Annotated in this window: 20 protein-coding genes and 1 tRNA gene; 7 read left to right on the forward strand and 14 right to left on the reverse strand. The window is 38.5% G+C overall.

Translation table 11 applies throughout. The features are described from left to right. The first annotated feature begins 39 nt into the window (after nt 1-39). From yaaA to EL17_RS06670, 3 genes are all read left to right on the forward strand, one after another. Entirely contained in the window at nt 40-789 is a 750-nt protein-coding gene (yaaA, locus tag EL17_RS06660; RefSeq protein WP_035072145.1) for a peroxide stress protein YaaA, read from the forward strand. Between the two features lie 105 nt (nt 790-894). Then, nucleotides 895-3570 carry a hypothetical protein gene (locus EL17_RS06665; RefSeq protein ID WP_035071673.1) on the forward strand — a complete coding sequence of 892 codons (2676 nt, stop codon included), beginning with the start codon at nt 895-897 and terminating at the stop codon, nt 3568-3570. After that, nucleotides 3570-3917 (forward strand): septal ring lytic transglycosylase RlpA family protein, encoded by a 348-nt coding sequence (locus EL17_RS06670; protein ID WP_035071675.1) that lies wholly within the window; start codon nt 3570-3572, stop codon nt 3915-3917. The genes EL17_RS06665 and EL17_RS06670 overlap by 1 nt, the downstream gene beginning before the upstream one ends. 369 nt (nt 3918-4286) lie before the next feature. Here the strand turns inward: EL17_RS06670 and EL17_RS06675 are convergent, their stop codons facing one another. From EL17_RS06675 to EL17_RS06730, 12 genes are all read right to left on the reverse strand, one after another. Beyond that, on the reverse strand, nt 4287-4937 hold the full coding sequence (locus tag EL17_RS06675) for a flavodoxin family protein (RefSeq protein WP_035071677.1): 651 nt from the start codon (nt 4935-4937) through the stop codon (nt 4287-4289). Nucleotides 4938-5230: 293 nt separating this feature from the next. Further along, complete coding sequence (locus EL17_RS06680; RefSeq protein ID WP_035071680.1) at nt 5231-6430, reverse strand: phosphoglycerate kinase; 1200 nt, start codon at nt 6428-6430, stop codon at nt 5231-5233. Between the two features lie 45 nt (nt 6431-6475). Further along, nucleotides 6476-7426 (reverse strand): L-threonylcarbamoyladenylate synthase, encoded by a 951-nt coding sequence (locus EL17_RS06685; protein ID WP_035071682.1) that lies wholly within the window; start codon nt 7424-7426, stop codon nt 6476-6478. Then, nucleotides 7427-8137: a tetratricopeptide repeat protein gene (locus EL17_RS06690; protein ID WP_051719832.1), complete on the reverse strand. Its 711-nt coding sequence runs from the start codon at nt 8135-8137 to the stop codon at nt 7427-7429. A gap of 35 nt (nt 8138-8172) precedes the next feature. Continuing rightward, nucleotides 8173-8622, reverse strand: a complete 450-nt coding sequence (locus EL17_RS06695) for an acyl-CoA thioesterase (protein WP_035071684.1) — start codon at nt 8620-8622, stop codon at nt 8173-8175. A gap of 206 nt (nt 8623-8828) precedes the next feature. After that, nucleotides 8829-9380, reverse strand: a complete 552-nt coding sequence (locus tag EL17_RS06700) for an NUDIX hydrolase (RefSeq protein ID WP_035071687.1) — start codon at nt 9378-9380, stop codon at nt 8829-8831. Next, nucleotides 9373-9966 carry a hypothetical protein gene (locus tag EL17_RS06705; protein ID WP_035071689.1) on the reverse strand — a complete coding sequence of 198 codons (594 nt, stop codon included), beginning with the start codon at nt 9964-9966 and terminating at the stop codon, nt 9373-9375. The genes EL17_RS06700 and EL17_RS06705 overlap by 8 nt, the downstream gene beginning before the upstream one ends. Continuing rightward, on the reverse strand, nt 9963-11882 hold the full coding sequence (locus tag EL17_RS06710) for a RecQ family ATP-dependent DNA helicase (RefSeq protein WP_035071691.1): 1920 nt from the start codon (nt 11880-11882) through the stop codon (nt 9963-9965). The genes EL17_RS06705 and EL17_RS06710 overlap by 4 nt, the downstream gene beginning before the upstream one ends. A 118-nt stretch (nt 11883-12000) precedes the next feature. Next, nucleotides 12001-12777, reverse strand: a complete 777-nt coding sequence (locus tag EL17_RS06715; RefSeq protein ID WP_035071693.1) for an enoyl-CoA hydratase/isomerase family protein — start codon at nt 12775-12777, stop codon at nt 12001-12003. Between the two features lie 144 nt (nt 12778-12921). Beyond that, entirely contained in the window at nt 12922-14862 is a 1941-nt protein-coding gene (locus EL17_RS06720; RefSeq protein WP_035071695.1) for a ComEC/Rec2 family competence protein, read from the reverse strand. A gap of 186 nt (nt 14863-15048) precedes the next feature. Beyond that, complete coding sequence (locus EL17_RS06725; RefSeq protein WP_035072151.1) at nt 15049-15486, reverse strand: GNAT family N-acetyltransferase; 438 nt, start codon at nt 15484-15486, stop codon at nt 15049-15051. Next, nucleotides 15431-16444 carry a PhoH family protein gene (locus EL17_RS06730; RefSeq protein ID WP_035071697.1) on the reverse strand — a complete coding sequence of 338 codons (1014 nt, stop codon included), beginning with the start codon at nt 16442-16444 and terminating at the stop codon, nt 15431-15433. Before EL17_RS06730 ends, EL17_RS06725 begins: the two co-directional genes overlap by 56 nt. 106 nt (nt 16445-16550) lie before the next feature. Between EL17_RS06730 and EL17_RS06735 the strand changes: the two genes are divergently transcribed. The 3 genes from EL17_RS06735 (at nt 16551) to EL17_RS06745 (ending at nt 17787) form a co-directional block, all read left to right on the forward strand. Continuing rightward, complete coding sequence (locus EL17_RS06735) at nt 16551-17327, forward strand: SAM hydrolase/SAM-dependent halogenase family protein (RefSeq protein WP_035071701.1); 777 nt, start codon at nt 16551-16553, stop codon at nt 17325-17327. A 9-nt stretch (nt 17328-17336) separates the two neighbouring features. Beyond that, on the forward strand, nt 17337-17636 hold the full coding sequence (locus EL17_RS06740) for a putative quinol monooxygenase (RefSeq protein ID WP_035071704.1): 300 nt from the start codon (nt 17337-17339) through the stop codon (nt 17634-17636). Between the two features lie 66 nt (nt 17637-17702). Continuing rightward, nucleotides 17703-17787, forward strand: a tRNA-Leu gene (locus tag EL17_RS06745). Nucleotides 17788-17848: 61 nt separating this feature from the next. Here EL17_RS06745 and EL17_RS06750 read toward each other — a convergent pair. After that, the gene (locus EL17_RS06750) at nt 17849-18823 is read right to left on the reverse strand and encodes an endonuclease/exonuclease/phosphatase family protein (protein ID WP_051719833.1); all 975 of its coding nucleotides are present in this window, start codon (nt 18821-18823) and stop codon (nt 17849-17851) included. Nucleotides 18824-19264: 441 nt separating this feature from the next. Between EL17_RS06750 and EL17_RS06755 the strand changes: the two genes are divergently transcribed. Further along, complete coding sequence (locus EL17_RS06755) at nt 19265-19543, forward strand: hypothetical protein (protein WP_051719834.1); 279 nt, start codon at nt 19265-19267, stop codon at nt 19541-19543. A 147-nt stretch (nt 19544-19690) separates the two neighbouring features. Here the strand turns inward: EL17_RS06755 and EL17_RS06760 are convergent, their stop codons facing one another. Then, nucleotides 19691-19990: a hypothetical protein gene (locus EL17_RS06760; protein WP_035071710.1), complete on the reverse strand. Its 300-nt coding sequence runs from the start codon at nt 19988-19990 to the stop codon at nt 19691-19693. Between the last annotated feature and the right edge of the window lie 65 nt (nt 19991-20055).

A 20055-nucleotide genomic window follows, 5' to 3' on the forward strand; every position in this document is an offset into this window, starting at 1 on the left:
ATTTTTACCCTATCATTAAAACCCCGAGAATGTAATATGATGATTACGCTTATATCACCTGCTAAAACATTAGACTTAAATACTCCTGAATACACTACGTCCACTACACCTGTTTTTCAAAAGGATATATTAGAACTGGTAGGCATCATGAAAAAAAAATCAGCTTCATCCATTAAAGCTTTAATGGGGGTCAGTGATAATCTGGCAGAACTCAATGAAGAAAGATTCAAATCTTTTGAAAAAGAATTTACTCCAGATAACTCCAAACAGGCCCTGCTGGCATTTAAAGGAGATGTATACCAGCAGCTCAGTGTTGATCAATATTCTGAAAAAGAATTTGAATTTGCTCAGGAACATGTACGCATACTTTCAGGCCTTTATGGTCTTTTGCGTCCCCTGGACCTTATCCAACCATATAGGTTAGAAATGGGGATAAAACTGGAAAACAAAAAAGGTAAAAACCTATATGAATTTTGGGGATCCAAGATAGCCAAAGCTCTAAATGATACGGGTGCAGATACACTTGTAAATCTCGCTTCTCAGGAATATTTTAAGTCTATAGATCAAAAATCGCTTCAGCCTAAGATCATAACCCCAAATTTTAAGGAATATAAAGATGGTAAATATAAAATCGTGGGCATATTTGCTAAAAAAGCCAGGGGCATGATGACCAATTATATTATAGAAAATAAAATAGACCTCCCCGATAAACTAAAAATATTCAACGAAGAGGGATATGAATATTCAGAAAAGCTAAGCACTGAAGATGAATATGTTTTTATCCGGTAATATCAGGAATGCTGTCTGTATATAATTTGGAATACATATTGTATGGAATTTTAAACTTACTAGCTATCCACATTAAATTTTTATACTATCACCCATGGGGACTAGATGAAACCGCCCGTTAAATTACTGACTTTCAGTTTTCTGATCATATTACTTTCCCTTTATATAGGTGAGGTAGTAGGAGAAACACTATACTATCTAAACAAACCAAATGCCGCTTTGGTAGAACACCAAATAGAGGGCCCTGAAGCTGTATGTTTAAATAGTGCCTTTGTTTTTGAAGAATATTCTACATCAGGAGCGCCAGGTGACACATTTTTTTGGAGCATGCGGGATGAAACAGGATTTGAAATTTCAAATCAAAGAGGAGCTACAGTCTCTATCCCATACACTTCAGAAGGAAATTTTACCATAACCCTAAGGGTAGCAAGAGGTGAGAACCCGAATTTTGACACTAAGTCCATTAATGTATTAGTAGAGAGAGGACCAACTTTTATCTTACCTCCAGATGTAATATTGTGTGGCAGTGAAAATGTTTCCCTGACTGCTTTGGATCCAGATGATCCACAGCTTGGGAATGTGACGATTGAATGGTTTGATGAAGCCGGCAATGCAGTAGGTACAGGCAATACCATTCTTACTAATATAAAGGGGAGATACCAGGTTACCATTACTTCAGCAGCATGCAGTATAGATGGTTTCACCTTTGTAGGCCCTTCCATAGAAGTAGAATTAAACCAGACGGAAAATAATGTTTGTTTGGGTCAAAATGTAACTTTTACACCTGATGTACCCGTAAATGGTATGTGGGCTTACCAAAAATCGGATCAATTGGTAAGAACAGAAATTGGAGAATTTTTTGAACTTACACTTGATACAGATGCATTGGATGGTCCAGGAGAGTATACCATTTATTTTTCCGTAGAAGATAGGGAAAGGCCGGGTTGTTCAGTAGAAGAACAGCGAAACCTGACTGTAACAGAAGCTGTCAATCTAATTATATCGGACATTACCAATGCTGAAAGTTGTGACAATCCCAATGGATCATTTAAAATAAATGGAGGTACAGGGTTACAGTCCATACAAGTATTTGGTCCTCAAGGTTCCATTTTTAATGATGGACCTATTGCTGATGACACTTTTGTAGAAAACTTATGGCCAGGAATATATACAGTGATAGCAGAATCTACTGGATGTATTACAAGTACTACTGTATCAATTGACAACTTAAACCCTGATGATGCAGTACCTTTCACAGTGTCTCCGAATGATCAAACCTGCTCCGATACTGGAATAAATCCAGGGATGGTTACCATCACTCTAGAGGAATTCTCTCCTGATATGAATGTTAGCCTTATCAATGTTGCTGGAGGAGCTATAAGGGCTTCATTTGTCAATGAACCTGTTGTTACCCTCAATGCCCCTGCCGGGGATTACCTCATAGAAGTAAGTGATGCAGATAATTGTGTGAGTATAAGTTCGCAGCCCTATAGTGTAGGAGGCGCGGCCCAGGTGAATTTTTCAATCCCTCCTTCCATAAGGGCATGTGAGTCTTATAACTTGCTACCTATAAGTACCCAATCACTTCAATATACCCTTACAGGGCCAAATGGACAGAATATTCCCTTTGAAAACGGCGGTTTTACTTTAACCACATCAGGCACTTATGAAATTCTGGGGTTTTCTCAGGATTCGGATTCACCTCTTTGTCCTAATTTAAAAGTATTTGAAGTAGAAATTAATGAACAGATAGAGTTTGAGTATTCTATGCGGCAGATAGATTGTCTGGGCAATCAACTTTATACAGCAGAACTTAATGATTTAGATCCTTCCACTGTATTTATACGGTGGTTAGATTCTGATCAAAGCACTATTTTAGGTAGAGATTTGGTATTTTTCCCTACTGAAAACAAAACCTATTACCTGGACGTACAGCCAAGGGCCAGTTCCCAGTGTCCTGCTGCCCCTATTCCTTTTGAAGTCATGTCGGTACAGACTTCAGTAGATGTAGTGATTGAAGGCTCGCCATTTTGCGGCCTCAACGATCCCTTAACCACATTAAGTGTAAATACTGATTTTGATGCAGTAGAATCTATTGAATGGTATTATATAGATGAAGACGGGTTTAGTTTGCTACTGAATAATCCTGGTAATCAAGCTACCATAGATGTGCCATTTGAGGGTACTTATGAAGTAGTAGTAAGAAGTGATATCTATTGTGAATTAGGTAGGGCCACATATGATGTCGGCCGGATTTTGGATATTCGTCTAGGCATAAGTGCAAAACAGTTTATTTGTATAGAAGAAAATCAATACAATACACTCAACCCTGGAGAATTTGAAATATATGAGTGGAGCAGAGATGGGAATGTAATAAGTACTGATCCCATTTTCACCCCAAGAGCACCCGGGCAATATGGACTATACATTGTTGATTTTAATGGATGTGAAGTATCTACTACTTTTGAGGTGGAAGATATATGTGCCCAATTAATTTCTATGCCCAATGCCATGGTATCAGGAGATCCTGAAAGGGATTTTCGTATATTTGCCAATCCGGCGATATCTGAGATAGAAGTGTTTGTTTTCAATAAACTAGGTGAACTCATTTATTACTGCCAATCTCCAAATAATCCCAACTCTGATGCCATCTGCATATGGGATGGATTTGTAAACGGCACAAAACTTATGGTAGGTACTTATCCGGTCACCATCAAATATAAAATACCTGGTACAACCCTATCTGATCAGGTCAATAAATTTATTGTAGTCCCAAAATAATGTATAAACTACTTGCTGTACTATTGTGCCTGTTTCTAATTTCGTGTAGTAAACCAGTGATAGAACATGGTAAGGCTAGTTATTATGCTGATAAATACAAAGGCAGGAAAACATCCAGCGGTGAAACTTATAGACATCGTAAAATGACCGCTGCCCATAGAACACTCCCTTTTGGTACCAGAGTAGTGGTCACCAATGTTAAAAATGGCAGAAAAGTAAAAGTGAGGATCAATGACCGCGGCCCTTTTGTATCAGGTAGGATCATCGACCTATCTAAAAAGGCTGCCAGGCGGTTAGATATGGTAAATGATGGTGTAGTATCAGTGGAAGTTAAATATAGAAAGTAGAAACACCAATCTATGTCTAAAAGCCGCTATTTCGCATCTCATATTAGCTTTAAAGATTTTTTATCCTATCATATTGCCGTACTAATAGATTAGGATTTTTTCGGTAATCCTGGGCTCAAAGATACCATAGAAGCTTAGAGGAGCCCTGGCCAAGCAAAAATGGCTGTCATTTGGGGGAGGAGTTCCCTTTATTTTAATGCACCTTCTTCATTTTCTGCATGATTGGTAAATTGAAATTGTGACTCAGGATTTAATACCGGCTTTATTTCAAAGTGGTTACCTTTGGACGTTGGTATGGAAGGGAATTCAGTCTTTAGGCTAAAAGATGTATAAAGACCAAAATCCCTATATATTTATAACTGATAAAGCCTATTCACTCTCCTTTTCGGCAGCCTCTGATAGCTTATGGAGATTGGTAGGGATAGGATTGTCATTTAATAATTTCGCCATATAGGCAGTGTTATGAATCAGGTATCGGAGATTCTGATTGGTAAACAGATGATTGTCTCCCCCACCCTCTATATAACTGGGGCCTGGCCCTGCATCTCCTACCCAATATGCCATAGGAGCTGGAGGCAGTGTACACCCTGAATGATTTAAACTAAAAAGAATTTCCGAGCATACCTTTTTGCCCCCATCTTCATTACCCGTAACCAGGGCCGCACCTACCTTGTTATATAGGGGATACTGACCTGTTTGCTCATCCTGCTCACTGGTACTACCATCTATCCTTTCGATGACCATTTTACAGATGGATGATTTATCACCTAACCATACAGGAGAAGCCAATATAATTATGTGTGACTTTTTTATTTCTGCCAAAATGGAAGGCCATGCGTCATCACCTCCTTCATCTGAGGTCGTCCCAAATGCTATATTATGATCTATGGCCCGGATGACCTGGCACTCTACCATTTGCTCATTATAAAGCCTTACCGCTTTATTGATTAGAGCTTCAGTATTTGATTCTGCCGGAGACGGCTTAAGTGTACAGTTAATAATAATGGCTTTTATTTTCATCGTTGGTGTGGTTGAGTTAGTCTGAATGATTAACCTGACGAGAATATTTTTTGTTATAGGTCAAAGAATATATTCGCATAAAAATCCCCATCCCCAAAAAACAATCTGGTAAAACTTACTTTTCAAATTACTTAAGCCCTTACTTTTTTATCAGAAAAAAATAAATTTCAAAATGTCTATCATTATCAAACTTAAAAGCCTGCCATTAAACCGTATCGTAAAAAAAGGCACAAAAAAAGAGGAACAGCACAGATTGGCTTATTCCCCTTTTTAAGATTATGGCTCTTTTTTTATTATTCAGACAAAGCTTTTACACCCGGTAATTCCTTGCCTTCCATATATTCCAACAATGCACCTCCACCGGTAGAAACAAAAGAAACATCATCACCATATCCAAATTTATTTACGGCTGCAGCAGAGTCTCCGCCCCCTATAAGGGAGAAAGCACCATTTTTGGTAGCCTCTACCACTGCCTCTGCAATGGCTTTGGTACCTCCTTCAAAATTGCTCATTTCGAAAACACCCATAGGTCCGTTCCAAAGAATGGTTTTTGAAGCACTGATTACTTTAGAAAATTCTTTTCTAGATTCTTCCGCAATGTCCAACCCCATCCAGTCATCAGGGATATCATTGTTGGGTGCGGTTTTGATATTGGCTTCATTATCAAATTTATCCGCTATCACTGAATCTGAAGGTAATAATAGGTTCACCCCATTGTTTTTGGCCTTTTCAATCAGCTTAAGAGCAAGATTTAGGTTATCGTTTTCTACTAGGGAATCCCCTATTTTCCCCCCTTGTGCTTTGGCAAAAGTGTAGGACATACCTCCCCCTATAATCAGATTGTCCACCTTATCCAAAAGCCTTTCTATGATAAGTATCTTATCAGAAATTTTGGCTCCTCCCATGATGGCCGTGTAAGGCTTATCCGCCTTTTCCATCACTTTATCAGCATTTTCCAACTCAGCCTGCATGAGGTACCCGCTCACTTTTTCTTTAAAAAACTGGGCTATGATAGATGTGCTGGCATGTGCACGGTGTGCTGTACCAAATGCATCGTTTACATAAATGTCACCTAACTTGGAAAGTTTCTCCGCAAAGGCTTCGTCCCCAGCTGTTTCTTCCTTATAAAACCTTAGGTTTTCGAGCAATAAAACCTCTCCTTCCACCAAACTGTCAGCTTTATCTTCGGCTTCACTGCCTATGCAGTCATCAGCGAATTTTACCGTGGTACCTACTGCAGATTCCAAGGCTGAAACTATATGCCGGAGAGAATATTTATCTTCTTTGCCCCCTTTAGGTCTTCCCAGATGAGACATTAAAATGGCCGATCCTCCATCAGCTAATATTTTTTTAATCGTAGGCAAAGCAGCCTGAATCCGAGTATCGTCGGTTACCTCAAATTGATCATTCAATGGAACATTGAAATCTACTCTGATCAAGGCTTTTCTGCCCTTAAAATCTACTTGGTCTACAGTGGTGATGTTAGTGCTCATATTGATGGTTTTAAAATTTAAAACTTATAGTGAAAGGTGAGCATTTTATTTAACAGATGCCCTACGTAGGCGGTCATTAATAGCTCTCCCTAAATTTTCTTCTGGCAAAAGTTCTGCTAAAATAAGTGAAACATCAGCTTGATCCAAAAATCTTAAGGCAGTAAATAAATTTTTCGCAGCTTCAGCATAACTCCCCCGCTCACTTAGCACAAAGCTTTCCTGACCGCCTGTATATTGGGAAGTAAATGACAAAATCCCTATTTTTTCATTTTTATATACTCCCAAATTTTTCGCAATATCTCCAAGGATAACTTTCTTTCTTGGAGCATAATGGCTTTTAAGCATTCCGGGAGATTTGGGATTGCTGCTGGAGTGGGACATGATGGTGACAGGGCCTACTATTTTTTCTATATCCCCTACATCTACTCCCCCTAACCTATATATCGTTATTTGTTCTTCTTCTAACCCAATGATTGTACTTTCAAGCCCTACCTCACTATTGCCTCCATCCAATACATAGGGGATCATATCTCCAAGCTGGTCATCTACATGTGCAGCAGTAGTAGGGCTGATGTATCCGAATGGATTGGCACTGGGGGCAGCAAGGGGGAAATCCAGATTGGCCAAAAGACCAAGTGTCAGAGGGTGCTGGGGTACACGGACGGCCACATGATCCAGACCACTGGTCACCAGATCAGGGATGATCGATTTTCTTGGCAGCAATAAAGTCAGGGGACCTGGCCAAAATATAGTGCCCAAAGATTCTAATATTGGATGTATACCTTCCGTATATTTGACTACCTGCTGCATACTGCTGACGTGTATGATCAGTGGGTCAAATTCCGGACGGTTTTTAACCTCAAATATTTTGGCAACAGCTTCCGCGTCAAGTGCATTTGCCGCCAATCCATAGACCGTCTCTGTAGGAATACCTACCAGACCGCCTGCTTCTAAAATGGCTTTGGCCTTAGCTATATCCTTACCTATCTCCGCCATCTATTCTCCACAAAATTCATCCAACCACTCCTTGGCATCAGTATAACCAAGGGAGAGTGAAATCTTTAAATTAGCACAACCTTCCTCAGTTTTGCCCAGAGCACTCATTTCAGTAACACCCAATAAGTAAAAGGCAGCTCCGTTTCTGTTGTCATGCTCCACTGCATAGTTAAGTGATTCCAGTGCCGCCATAGGCATATTATTGCCCAGTTCGGCTTTGCCTTTATTAAAATATGCCTGTGCATGAGTCTGATTAGCCTGTAGGGTCATATCAAAATCCAAGATGGCATCTTCATATTCTTCCATGGCCAAAAGTGCTACTCCCCTGTTATAATAAATATCCACTTGCTGGGGGTCCAGGCTGTTTGCATAGTTATAATCTATGATAGCCTTGGTAAATTCTCCCTTTTCCAGATAGGCGTTACCTCTGTTGAAAAAAGGTTTATATGAAGTTGAATCTATCTGTATAGATGAATTAAAAGCTGCAATAGCCTCATCATACTGCTCCATGTTAAAATAGGCCACACCTTTAGCATTTCGAGCTGCTGTATGGTCAGGATTTTTTTCTATGGCCCTATCAAAATAGTCTATGGCATCATTATAATTTCCGGATTCTATCCGATCTACACCAGCCTGAAAAAGCTCTTCATCAGACGGTGCACAAGAAAATAAAACAGCAATAAGAAGGCTAATACTCCAGATTTTTTTCACAATTACCTAAGATTTTTTTGACAAATATAGGAAATCTACTGATTTACCTGATCAAATTGCTGCATCTTTACTCGGTAGGTTTCAGGGACGTGGGTAGGACGCATATTTTTCATATCTACTGTCACCATCGTGGTGGTACCTGAAGCAAAGATGATTTCTTCTCCATTGGCTGTGCTCCCCATGATGATCTGCTCCAGTACTATAGATGACTTACCCAAATGGATGCACCTTACATAAGCTTGGGGAGCATCTTCCAAATGGATCGGCCGAAGAAAATCTATATTTAAATTGGCTACCACTGCTCCGGTGGACATGATATCCCAGTCACATATCTTAGATAAATATATCGCCCGGGCATGTTCTAAATAATTAAAATATATCCCATTGTTTACATGGAGATACCCGTCTATATCAGAAAACTTTACCTGTATGGATATATTAAATTTGAATAAGGTTTTCACCTCTTCTACGCTGTATTTTTTCATCTGTTATTCTTTTTTTTTGCAGGCCCCAAATTAAACCTTACCAATTACTGGCGAGAGCTGGAACAGTTGCATTTACCCCCGATAATTTTGAGGGTTTGACATCTTCAGTGTTTGATGGTTTATGATTCTAATTGACCACCATAGCTATGTCTTGACCGGACAGGATGAAGCCCGTATAAACACCTTAATAGTAGGATGGTATCATATTATAAAAGGATACCAGACTTGCTTGTCTTTTCCCACATCCGCATGATAGAATCATCCCCACCTACCATTTCTTCCACTGAATCAAAAGGAATCCAGGCTAAATCCTGACTTTCATGGGATATGACTAACGGCTCATCCAATGAGGCTTCTAGCAGAAACCTTACATCGTAATGAAAATGTTCAGGCTCTTTAGTATTACCGGGTATAATATGTTTGTCTATATCAAATATAGATATATCCACTATCCGAAGTGACGCCAAACCGCTTTCTTCTATAGCTTCTCTCATCGCCACTTCTACAAGGTTTTCATTCCCATCTGCATGGCCACCAAGCTGTAACCAACGGTTGAGTTTGCTGTGAAGGGTCATTAAGGTATGGGTCCTCCTTTTATTTACGATCCAGGCGGACGCAGTAAAATGGCTATCCAATTTTTGCCTATAAAAAGCCAATTCGTGATCGGCAAGCTCTATAAAATCGTTGATGAAACTTTGTTCCTCATCAAAAGGGGTTCTGTAATTCTTCAGCAATTTTTTTAATTGATGTCTATCCATATAGGGGGTTAAATATTAACTCAATAAGCTCGTCAAATGATTTGGCTTTCTGGTAAAGCCTATCTGAGTAGACCGTAACTAAAACGGTAATATAACTTGGTTTATTATCAAAGTATACATTCTCCACACTGATATTACCATAAAGTTGGTCTATTTTATCATTTTCTTCTTTTTTATTGAAAGGAGGTTTGAAATATTGTTTTTCTGTTGTCTTTACCTGTTCATTGATTTCCTGCATCCTCCGGTCCAGACTTATTTTTTGATATCCCAAATCAAGTATCCGAAAGCCCAACGCAAAAAATAGATTTGAAAAGGATTTTTCGGTAAATGGATGATTAAAATATACTACAAATCCATTGGCATAAGGAGTATTCATGATCTGAACACGTGGGCTTGCATTGATATTAGCTTTTTTAAAATGGTAATTTTTATAGACCAGCTCCAAATACTCTACTCCTTGTGGTGAGCTCAACCATGCTTTTACATTAGCGTCATTGTCATCAGTCTGGGAAAAGTTTTCTTTATGGGATATGTGTCTATTTTTATGACCAAATAATTTATTATATATATCATCCCAATAGGTCATGCTTTATTCAGTTTAATTTTCCCATCATCCATTGTCCTTATAAACCCTTCATCCTCTAAAGACCTTAAAAAACCTACTGTTAAGTGGTCATTTTTTTTACCCATATGAGTTGTAAGTGCTTCTATTGATATAGGCCCATATGTAAGAAGGATATTTTCTAAAGCCGATTTAAGTGTTACTGCTTTATCGGGTAATGCATCATTTTTCCGGTTGTTAATACAAACATCGCATACTCCACAGGGATTATCTGATTCCTCTCCAAAATAATATAATATCTGGATAGTTCGGCACAAGTGCCCATTTTGAATATAAGCAATAATGGCTTTAGCTTTGGAAACGGTTACCTGCCTTCTTTCTTCGATCCTTTTTAGGTTCAGGGGCAGCTTTCCTGCATCCATTCTTGGTGTTAAAAAGGTTACCTGGGGCTGATCTTTCCTTTTATTATAGGCTAAAATACCCATTTTATCTAACTGTTCCAAATAGTCAATAATTTCCTGCTCGCTGAGCTGCATAGTATTAGCCAGCTTCTTTTCCTGAATTTTTAGATACTCTACGAAAAGTTCACCTCCAAATGTTCTCAGTAAAATTTTAATGAAAGGATCCAACTTTCGAGATGATATCTGAAACTCATAAAGCTTACTCTGGTCTACCAGCAGTCTGATTGTAGATGGCACATAAAAACTTTCAGAAAGTTCCAGAAGCGCCTCTTCCTGTAAAACTTTGAGTGCATTATAAGTCAACAATAAATCAAGCTGATAATTTGAAGTGAAGTGATTGATATCAAAATCATAACTGCTCATCATACTGCTGCCTACGGCTATCCTGAAATTATTAGCCAAGCATTGATACACTTTTTTCAAAAAATCTATTGGAGGATAGCTTTTCTCAGATCGGTCCTCAAGTATTTCTATATCTTTTTTATTTACCAGGAGCACGGCAAAAGCTTTTTTTTCATCTCTACCGGCCCTTCCGGCCTCTTGGTAATAATACTCTAGGTTTTCAGGCAGATCCAGATGTATCACAGTACGTACATCTGGTTTATCTATACCCATACCAAATGCATTAGTAGCTACCATGACCCTTACTTTCCCCGTTTTCCAATCCGACTGCCGTACATCCCGCGTCTCATTATCCAGACCTGCATGATAAAACGTAGCCGAGATGCCCAGGGAATTTAAAGTTTGGCTTATTTCTTTTGTACCCTTCCTGTTACGGACATAAACAATAGAACTCCCTGGTATTTTATGTAGGATCTCCATTGCTTTTTCTATTTTGTTTTCCACCTCTCGGACAGCATATGATAGGTTCACCCTGGCAAAAGATTGGGTAAACAAAGCCGGACCATTCATTCCCAGCTTGTCTACAATATCCTCCCGCACCTCTTTGGTAGCTGAAGCAGTAAGTGCCACTATCGGTACCTGGGGATGTATTTCCCTGAGTTTGGCTATTTCCAAATAAGGCGGCCTAAAATCATATCCCCACTGAGAGATACAGTGTGCTTCATCTACAGCTATCATCGAGACCTTCATTTTAGCAAACCGTGTAAGAAACAGATCAGTTTTCAATCTCTCCGGTGAGACGTATAAAAATTTATAATTACCATAAATGCAATTGTCCAAAACGGTATCTATCTCCCTTTTACGCATCCCGGAATACACAGCTGCTGCCAGCACCCTTTTTTTTCTGAGCGCATCCACTTGATCTTTCATCAGAGCTATCAGTGGAGTCACCACCAGACAAATCCCCTCCATCATCAATGCAGGTACCTGAAAACAGATTGATTTCCCCCCACCGGTAGGTAAAAGCACCAAGGTATCTTTTCCTTCTGCAACAGATAAAACAATATCCAGCTGCTGTGGCCTGAAATCATCAAACCCATACACGGTCTTTAGTACTTGTAATGCGAGAGATTTCATCTGTTTATAATTGTTTTTTTAGAGGCCTGACCTTGTCCCACGACTAGGGAAACGATATGGATACTCGCAATCGATAATCATCCTTTCGTGGGGGGTTATCCTCGTGCTCGATTTCAAATTACCAATTTATTTTTTCTTTATTTAAAAATGCGTTTATCCCTTTTAGACAGTCAGAGGTTCCTCTTGCTTTGGCATTCATCATAGCAGCATATTCCAAACCCTCTTCCAAAGATTTTTCTGGTACCTTTGCAATCATCTCTTTAGTCAAGGCCATAGATTGTCCAGAATTTTGGTCAATCAGCCTTTGGGCCAGCTCATATACTTCACGATCCAGCGAGTCCCCTGCCACTACTTTATTAATAAGCCCCATATCCTTGGCCCTTTCTGCATCCAATAAATCCGCCTCTAATAAAAGTTCTTTAGCTTTGCCCTCACCTAATTTTCTGAGTAAAAATACATTCACAATAGCGGGTACAAATCCTATTTTAACTTCTGTATACCCAAATTTTGCTTCCTTTACACTATATGAGAAATCACAAACCGTGGCCAGCCCACATCCACCAGCTAATGCATGTCCCTGAACCTGGGCTATAATGATCTTAGGAGCAGTATATATCAGATAAAAAAGGTCTTTTAAATTTCTGCTATCTTCCAAATTTTCTTCAAAAGTATAAAGCTGTAAGGACCTTAAATATTCCAAATCTGCTCCTGAACAAAAAATTTTGCCCTCAGCTTTTATTACTATTACTTTAGCGGTTTCTTCTTCTAACATTGAAATAAGAGCAGCTTTCAGCTCCCGGACCATCTCCGCGTTTAGGGCATTTCTCTTTTCGGGTCGATTTAAGGTAATATACCCTATCCTATCTCGGATCTCAGTCAGGATTTGTTCAGTCATAATTATTAGGGTTGAAAGTTCATATGAATATATCCCTTTTTCGAAAAGCAATCAAGGATTTTAAGCTATATGCCATCACAACCTTTACCGCCCAGCATTAGTTTATAATTACACTGAAGCTTACTTATCAAAAATAAAGATTATTTACTCCAAAAGTATTCTGTAGGCTGTATTATCCTTCCAAGTCAGGCTATCGGATGAAACGGCCAGCCATTTCGTTCCGTTATATCGCGCCACTTCTTTTGGGATAAAATTTATAAATGAAAGGAACCTCCCTTCTGTGGAAATTATATAACCTTTTGGAAGAATCAGTTGACCATCAGCATAATGAAGTTCTTTCACATCTGAATGAATACCATGCGCAATTCTATTTGGACTTAATTTATATTTGACATCCTGATCTTCCCACCCTTCATTCCATGAATAAATGTTATGACGGTAAAAGTAATCTACAGCCCTACCTGATGGACCAGTATATAGATATATTTCATTTTTATGATATCCCCCCAGAAAATCAATCCAAATGATACATACCCCCATTACCATAACCAATATCAGCGGCTGGGCCAATTTTTTAATTCTTGATGTAAGCATGATAAATATAAGAATCAATACCCCGTAATACCATATCACCTCCCATGGCTCTATTTTAATATCGGAAATTTTTGCAAAGGGCAGATCTTGTAAAATAAAAATAACCCTATTGAGAATGATGATAATATGATTCAACACCAGACCTAAACCGATACCCACATATGGCAGGAACGCAAGCAACATATAGGGAATGCCTATCGCCATAACCACAAAAGCACCTGGAATGGCGATCAAATTTGACATGAAAAAATAGGAAGGAAAGGAATGAAAATAATAGGCAGAAATAGGAAAGGTAGCCAATTGGGCAGCTATACCTACTGATGTGATTTCCCAGCACCGATATATAATTCTATTTTGAGGCAACCACACATTAACTATCGCAGGCTGTAAAACCAATATCCCAGTAAGGGCGGCATAAGAAAGCTGAAAACCCACCGAATAAATCAAGTTAGGATCAAAAAGCAATAAAAGAATAGCGGATATTGCCAGCCCATTATATATAGAGGGACTGCTGGATCTCATCTGGGCCATCGAAACTATCGTAAACATGGTGGCTGATCTCATCACGGATGGAGACATTCCTGTTAGAAAAGCATAAATCCAAATGATCGAAATTACTATGGATAAATATGCCATTCTTTTATAGGGGGGCAACTGATATGGTTTAAAAAAAAGAAAGAAAAAACCATAAATTATGCCGACATGAAGCCCTGAGACCGCTAGTATATGCATAGCGCCTGCTGTACTGTAGGCTTCACTCACTTCCGCGTCTAAATTTTGTTTCTGCCCCAGTAACAATGCCTGTGCTATTTGCCTGGCACGAGGATCCAAGATCGTTCGGTCCATATGATGCTGGATAGATTTTCTGAGCGAAAGGAAGAAAAAATTTAATGGCCGGTGGTTTGTCCAGCCTATAATCTCAATGTCTTTCCCCACAAAATGGGTATGGTAAATCTGATAACGGGAAAGAAATTGGGCATAATTGAATTCGTTTGGATTTTCTGGTGGTGCTATGCGATTGGGTCTACCTATAACGGCAATCACCTGACCGGGTGATAGTTTGGACTGATGATAAATAATCACTTCACCTTTTACCTTTTGAATCTTATCATTTGCCATAATATGGGTAAGGAAAATGGTATTTCTAAAGGATTTGGGCTTAACTTCATCATGGTGCTGTACGATTCCCATGTAGCCATCATAATCATGATGGTACATAAGATGCAAAGGGTCATTTTTCACATCTTTCACATAACTAACCAAAACACCTAATGCCACCCATAATGTCAGACCTAAACATGAAATTAACCCTCTATTTTTAAATTCGCGGAGCCTACTCGTATATAGGGTCAGTAAATTGTATATCAAGAATATGAATATAAAAAAGAAGAATAGCCTCTCTATAAATGGGGCTTCTAGAAAGGGGTAAATAATAATGCCTAATATGAAAAATACGGCATATCTTAAAAAAGGGAATTCGTTAAATGCCATAAGATAGACAATTATTTACACCCGCTCACTGAATCAATACTATACTGATTGAGTACTGATAAAGCCAATATATAAAAAATACTTTTAAACTTAAAACTGCCCACATTTAAGGTGGACAGTTTTACCATAGATACCAAATTCGGAATCTTTTCTAATTTAATTTATATAGATGATAAAAGTAAATTTTTATAGATATCGTTTCATCTTATAATGTTCAATATTACATTCTGAAAACTTTTCACCATCTTTTTTAAAATCGAACCGTTCATATAGCGGAACGGCCGGTAATTGGGCGTGCATATAGAGCAGTTGACCTTTGGCCGTTTCTTCCCTAGCGATATCCTCAATCACGGCTTCTACTAGCGCTTTTCCTATACCAAAGCCCCTATACTCCTTCAGTACAGCAAACCTTTCCAACTTCACGCCATTATCAGTATACCTCCACCTGGCGGTACCTGCAGGAATACCGTCATATAAGGCTAAGAAATGGGTGGATGTCTCTTCATATTCATCATATTCTTCATCCGGTGCCACGTTTTGTTCTATCACAAAAACTTCTTGCCTTATATTAAACAGTGCTGTCAGTGCTTCCTCTGTCCTTATTTTTGTTACCTCTATATTCATTTTTTCTCCTTTCATTTTCTAGGTCATCCTTATCGTACGCTTCTATTATAGACTTCACCAATCTGTGGCGGATGACATCTTTGCCACTCAACTTGACCACGCCTATACCTTTTACATCTCGTAGTACCCCCAAAGCTACACTGAGACCTGACTTCTGTCTGGTCGGCAGATCCACTTGGGACTGGTCACCTGTTACGATTACTTTAGAATTTGGCCCCATACGGGTCAAAAACATTTTTATCTGTTCACTCGTCGTATTCTGTGCTTCATCTAGCAGAACAAATGCATCATGAAGTGTCCTACCTCTCATATATGCCAGAGGTGCTATTTCAATAACTCTGGTCTCTTGATAATATTTTAATTTCTCTGCAGGCACCATATCACCTAATGCATCATATATTGGTCGCAAATATGGGTCCAATTTTTCCTGAAGGTCACCAGGAAGAAAACCCAAATTTTCTCCCGCCTCTACAGCCGGACGGGTGATGATAATTCTTTTGACTTCTCTATTTTTTAGTGCCCTCACCGCTAGGGCTACGGCAATATAAGTTTTGCCTGTACCGGCTGGCCCCAGAGCGAAAACCAAATCGTTTTTATATGCTGACTCTACAAGTGCCCTCTGGTTTTCGGACTTGGGTTTAATGACCAAACCTTTATTCCCAAATACTATTATATCGTTTCTTTTGTCCGTCTCAAAAGGCACACCCTCCATATCAATGTACTCTTTGACATGATCAGGTGTCACTTGACCAAATTTATTAAAATGCTGAAGGAGCATATTAAGGATATCATTTATCCTCAGGATCTCCGGTGCCCTTCCCTGAATTCTGATTTCATTCCCACGTGATACAATCTTACTTTGGGGAAAAGCTGCTGCTATCTGGCGTATATTCTCATTTTCTGTCCCCAGAAATTCCAGTAGCGGTATGTTTTCTAATGTAATTATTTTTTCTACCAATCCTTTTGTCTCTATTTACTGTTGAGTTGCTTAAATCTTCAAGAATAATACGCTATTTTTGTCTATATCTCATAACAAAAATACAAAATAATTAATATATCCACTTATGGCTTTAGTAACATTCACTTCTGATTTTGGTGATGCAGATTATTACGTACCTGCGGTCAAAGCGAAGATGCTATCCATAAACCCTCAGCTGAACATCATAGATATATCCCACAAGATAGAACCTTATGATATAGCCCATGCAGCATTTGTTCTAAGATCTGTCTATAAAGACTTTCCAAAAGGAACCGTTCATCTCGTGGCCATTAACAGCACCAGTACCATTACTGATGGCTTCATCGGCATCAAACTGGAAGAACACATCTTTGTAGGACCAAATAACGGGGTGCTTAGCATGCTTTCAGACTACGATCCGGGGATAGTGGTACAATTTGCCGATATCCACATAAAGCACAGCACATTCCCTGCCAAAGATATACTTGGGCCAATTTGTGCCAAGGTGGCCAGCGGAGCTGCCATACATGATTTTGGAGGTCCTCTGGCAAATATACGTAAAATGCTGCCAAGACAGTTCAAAGCAACCAAAAAACAGATTGTAGGCTATGTAGTTCGTGTAGATAATTATGGCAACCTGATCACAAACATCAGGCAGGAAGTATTTGAAACTTTAAACCCAGGCCAATTTACTTTGGAGTTTAGCAGAGAAGTGCTCACAGAACTCAATACCTGCTATGACCATGTAGAACCGGGAGATTGTTTTGCTTTTTTTAACAGCCTAGGGCTACTTGAAATTGGTATAAACCATGGTGATGGTGCCAATCTATTAGGCTTAAGATATGATAGCCCTGTATTTATCAATTTCGAATTGGAATCTTAATCAACAGCTATGTTAATCAGGACAGTAAGAATGACCTTTCAGCCAGAAAATGTAGAAGGTTTTTTAGAAATTTTCAATAATAGCAAAACTAAGATACGTGGATTCAAAGGATGCCATCACCTTGAATTGTGGCAGGACCATTGCCAAACAAATATTTTTACAACCTTCAGTTATTGGGAGGATGAAGCAGCATTGGACCAATACCGTGAATCAGAGCTATTTAAGGAAGTATGGGGACAAACCAAGGTATTGTTTGCTGAAAAACCACGCGCTCTTAGCCAAAAAAAAATTGAAGAAGTAGGCCTTTAAAATTGCAGGAAAAAAATTCTTTAACCATATTTGCATCCCGATAAGCGATTAATGGCCTGTCGAATTGCCCAGATGGCGGAATCGGTAGACGCGTTGGTCTCAAACACCAATGCCGCAAGGCGTGCCGGTTCGACTCCGGCTCTGGGTACCAAAAGCCCGCTGAAAAGCGGGCTTTTTTTATTATATATGGGTAAATCCAAAACCTACAGCCCTCAATTTTCATCCTTAGCTGATAATTCCAAACGGATCATCAGCGGAAAGTGATCCGACCCGATGGGTTTAAGTTTTTCCAGTGAAATAAGATAAAAATCTTTGGTATAAAAAAAATGGTCCAAAGGATATCGAAAAAGCGGTACAAACACATTATAGGTATTGAAAAAGCCTCTACCTTCTCTGGGATCCAGCATATTTGTTTTCCTTTGGAATTGCTCTGAGGTCCTGGACCATGCTACATCATTTAGATCTCCGGCTATAATTACAGCACCGCCATCGTCCATGATTCTTTGGCCCACTCTTAATATCTCAGTATCCCTTTCATAGGTATCAGTACCTGGCTTAGGAGGTTCAGGATGAAGACAATGGATTTTTGCAAATTCACCAGAAGGTAACTTTACCTTAGCATATATAGAAGGAATATCATCTTTTACTAAAAAATTAAGTTCTGTGTCCATTAACTCCAGCCTTGAGTACACTATCATCCCGTATGTATTGTCTAATGGATATATTACATTATAAGGATATGATTTATCCAGCATAGATACTTCATCCGCCCATTTTTGGTCAGGCTCTGTCAGCAATATGACATCAGGATCCGACTCCTCCACCAATTTTAAAAAATCACCATACCTATCATTGTCCATTTTTACATTATACATTAATATAGACAAACTGTTTTCCTTCACTGGATCCACAGCATCTCTGGCCACTGTGGGATATAAAGATATATACCTCACCATCATCCTGGACTGGTAGATTATAGCGGCCACTAGAAATATAGAAATACCGACTAGACGAAACCTATCTCCGCGATAATGATAAATGGTCAAAACCAAAGCCAATAAAGTGAATACAGTAATCTGTGCTCGGGGAAAATCCCATATTCTGATCCACCAGTGATCTGTATTGATAATAGGTAATGCAGTAGTGATTACCACTATAAAAATGAGAATATGTAAGAATATACGCATGAAAATAAATATATGTGCTGATGCGTATAAAAATTAAGCCAATTATTAAATGGGTGAATATATACCGCAATAATTACTGTATAAATAAATCCTATGTCCAGCAAAAGTTTACAAAACTGTGCCAAATATATTAGAATTTGATTATAAATCACCTAAAAGAAGGCTTAAATGCATGCACCATGATTTATCCGTATTCGATTTATAAAATTCCATTTAGGATATGGGCAGTCATACCCTAATACATCATTTGCCAAAATGGCTATGCTTTTAAAGTATACCATGAAACTCCTACTGCCATTTCATTTTTTAAGATGTCAGAGTTATTTCCTTATTTAATAACATTTAAGCCAATTTTTTAAATTTTTGTAGAACATTTATAAACATTAATAACTTACCTGTGTTTCAATAGTATTATAACCACAAAACTAAACCTATATAATTATGGAAAACATTGAAAAAGAATTGAAATCGAAAATGCAGAATTCTAATCCTGACAAAGAAGAAGGTCGAGTGGCCAGTATGATCGAAGAGCAAACCGCCAAAGTTCCATCTGATGTGTTTTTATGGGCATCTTTAGGTTCTATGGCAGCATCGTTGGCTTTAAAGATAACAGGTAATGATAAAACCGCATTATTTGTCGGCCAATGGGCTCCATCTTTCCTATTGTTAGGTATTTATAATAAACTGGTAAAACAACTAGGCCACGATAAGAAGCATTAAATGATACTGGTTTATCTAAGACCAATTTAGACCAAGATCTGATATAAAAAAGGGATACCAATTCGAAAGAACTGGTATCCCTTTTTTATTAATCATTAATAAATAGAATTTACATCTAAATGATTATTTTTCTATATATAACGATTTTCAAGGCCTTCCTTCAAAAGGTAGCTTATAAAAGTATTTTTCCCCATTTACCACTATTATATATTGGCCTTTATGCTGGGCCTCTGGGAGGGGTAGTAAATCATCAATAAATGGAAAATCTCCATTTATTTTTGGAGGAATCCCCTTATTGTCTTCCATTAAAAATGCCATATAATCTTGCGGCACATAATATATAAAAGGATGCATTTCTCTATCAGGAAATTGATTTTTAAAATCTGATTCAGTTTGTTTTTGATTTTGGATCAGTTTGGATATTTCATTAGCAGTCAATGATCTCATATTTATAAAAATTTGGTCGCTTTATGTATTGATTTAAGCAATTCCTGTGCCTCTAAAAAATGTAA

The sequence above is a fragment of the Anditalea andensis genome (genome assembly GCF_000714815.1).
GTDB lineage: Bacteria > Bacteroidota > Bacteroidia > Cytophagales > Cyclobacteriaceae > Anditalea > Anditalea andensis.

Excerpts from the sequence above, each read along its gene's own strand:
- EL17_RS06700 (WP_035071687.1), bottom strand. The coding sequence starts at position 9,380 with ATGGATAGACATCAATTAAAAAAATTGCTGAAGAATTACAGAACCCCT.
- EL17_RS06755 (WP_051719834.1), top strand. The coding sequence starts at position 19,265 with ATGGAAAACATTGAAAAAGAATTGAAATCGAAAATGCAGAATTCTAAT.
- EL17_RS06680 (WP_035071680.1), bottom strand. The coding sequence starts at position 6,430 with ATGAGCACTAACATCACCACTGTAGACCAAGTAGATTTTAAGGGCAGA.
- EL17_RS06735 (WP_035071701.1), top strand. The coding sequence starts at position 16,551 with ATGGCTTTAGTAACATTCACTTCTGATTTTGGTGATGCAGATTATTAC.
- EL17_RS06685 (WP_035071682.1), bottom strand. The coding sequence starts at position 7,426 with ATGGCGGAGATAGGTAAGGATATAGCTAAGGCCAAAGCCATTTTAGAA.
- EL17_RS06675 (WP_035071677.1), bottom strand. The coding sequence starts at position 4,937 with ATGAAAATAAAAGCCATTATTATTAACTGTACACTTAAGCCGTCTCCG.
- EL17_RS06665 (WP_035071673.1), top strand. The coding sequence starts at position 895 with ATGAAACCGCCCGTTAAATTACTGACTTTCAGTTTTCTGATCATATTA.
- EL17_RS06705 (WP_035071689.1), bottom strand. The coding sequence starts at position 9,966 with ATGACCTATTGGGATGATATATATAATAAATTATTTGGTCATAAAAAT.
- EL17_RS06725 (WP_035072151.1), bottom strand. The coding sequence starts at position 15,486 with ATGAATATAGAGGTAACAAAAATAAGGACAGAGGAAGCACTGACAGCA.
- EL17_RS06740 (WP_035071704.1), top strand. The coding sequence starts at position 17,337 with ATGTTAATCAGGACAGTAAGAATGACCTTTCAGCCAGAAAATGTAGAA.
- EL17_RS06695 (WP_035071684.1), bottom strand. The coding sequence starts at position 8,622 with ATGAAAAAATACAGCGTAGAAGAGGTGAAAACCTTATTCAAATTTAAT.
- EL17_RS06670 (WP_035071675.1), top strand. The coding sequence starts at position 3,570 with ATGTATAAACTACTTGCTGTACTATTGTGCCTGTTTCTAATTTCGTGT.
- EL17_RS06715 (WP_035071693.1), bottom strand. The coding sequence starts at position 12,777 with ATGACTGAACAAATCCTGACTGAGATCCGAGATAGGATAGGGTATATT.
- EL17_RS06720 (WP_035071695.1), bottom strand. The coding sequence starts at position 14,862 with ATGGCATTTAACGAATTCCCTTTTTTAAGATATGCCGTATTTTTCATA.
- EL17_RS06710 (WP_035071691.1), bottom strand. The coding sequence starts at position 11,882 with ATGAAATCTCTCGCATTACAAGTACTAAAGACCGTGTATGGGTTTGAT.
- yaaA (WP_035072145.1), top strand. The coding sequence starts at position 40 with ATGATTACGCTTATATCACCTGCTAAAACATTAGACTTAAATACTCCT.
- EL17_RS06760 (WP_035071710.1), bottom strand. The coding sequence starts at position 19,990 with ATGAGATCATTGACTGCTAATGAAATATCCAAACTGATCCAAAATCAA.
- EL17_RS06750 (WP_051719833.1), bottom strand. The coding sequence starts at position 18,823 with ATGCGTATATTCTTACATATTCTCATTTTTATAGTGGTAATCACTACT.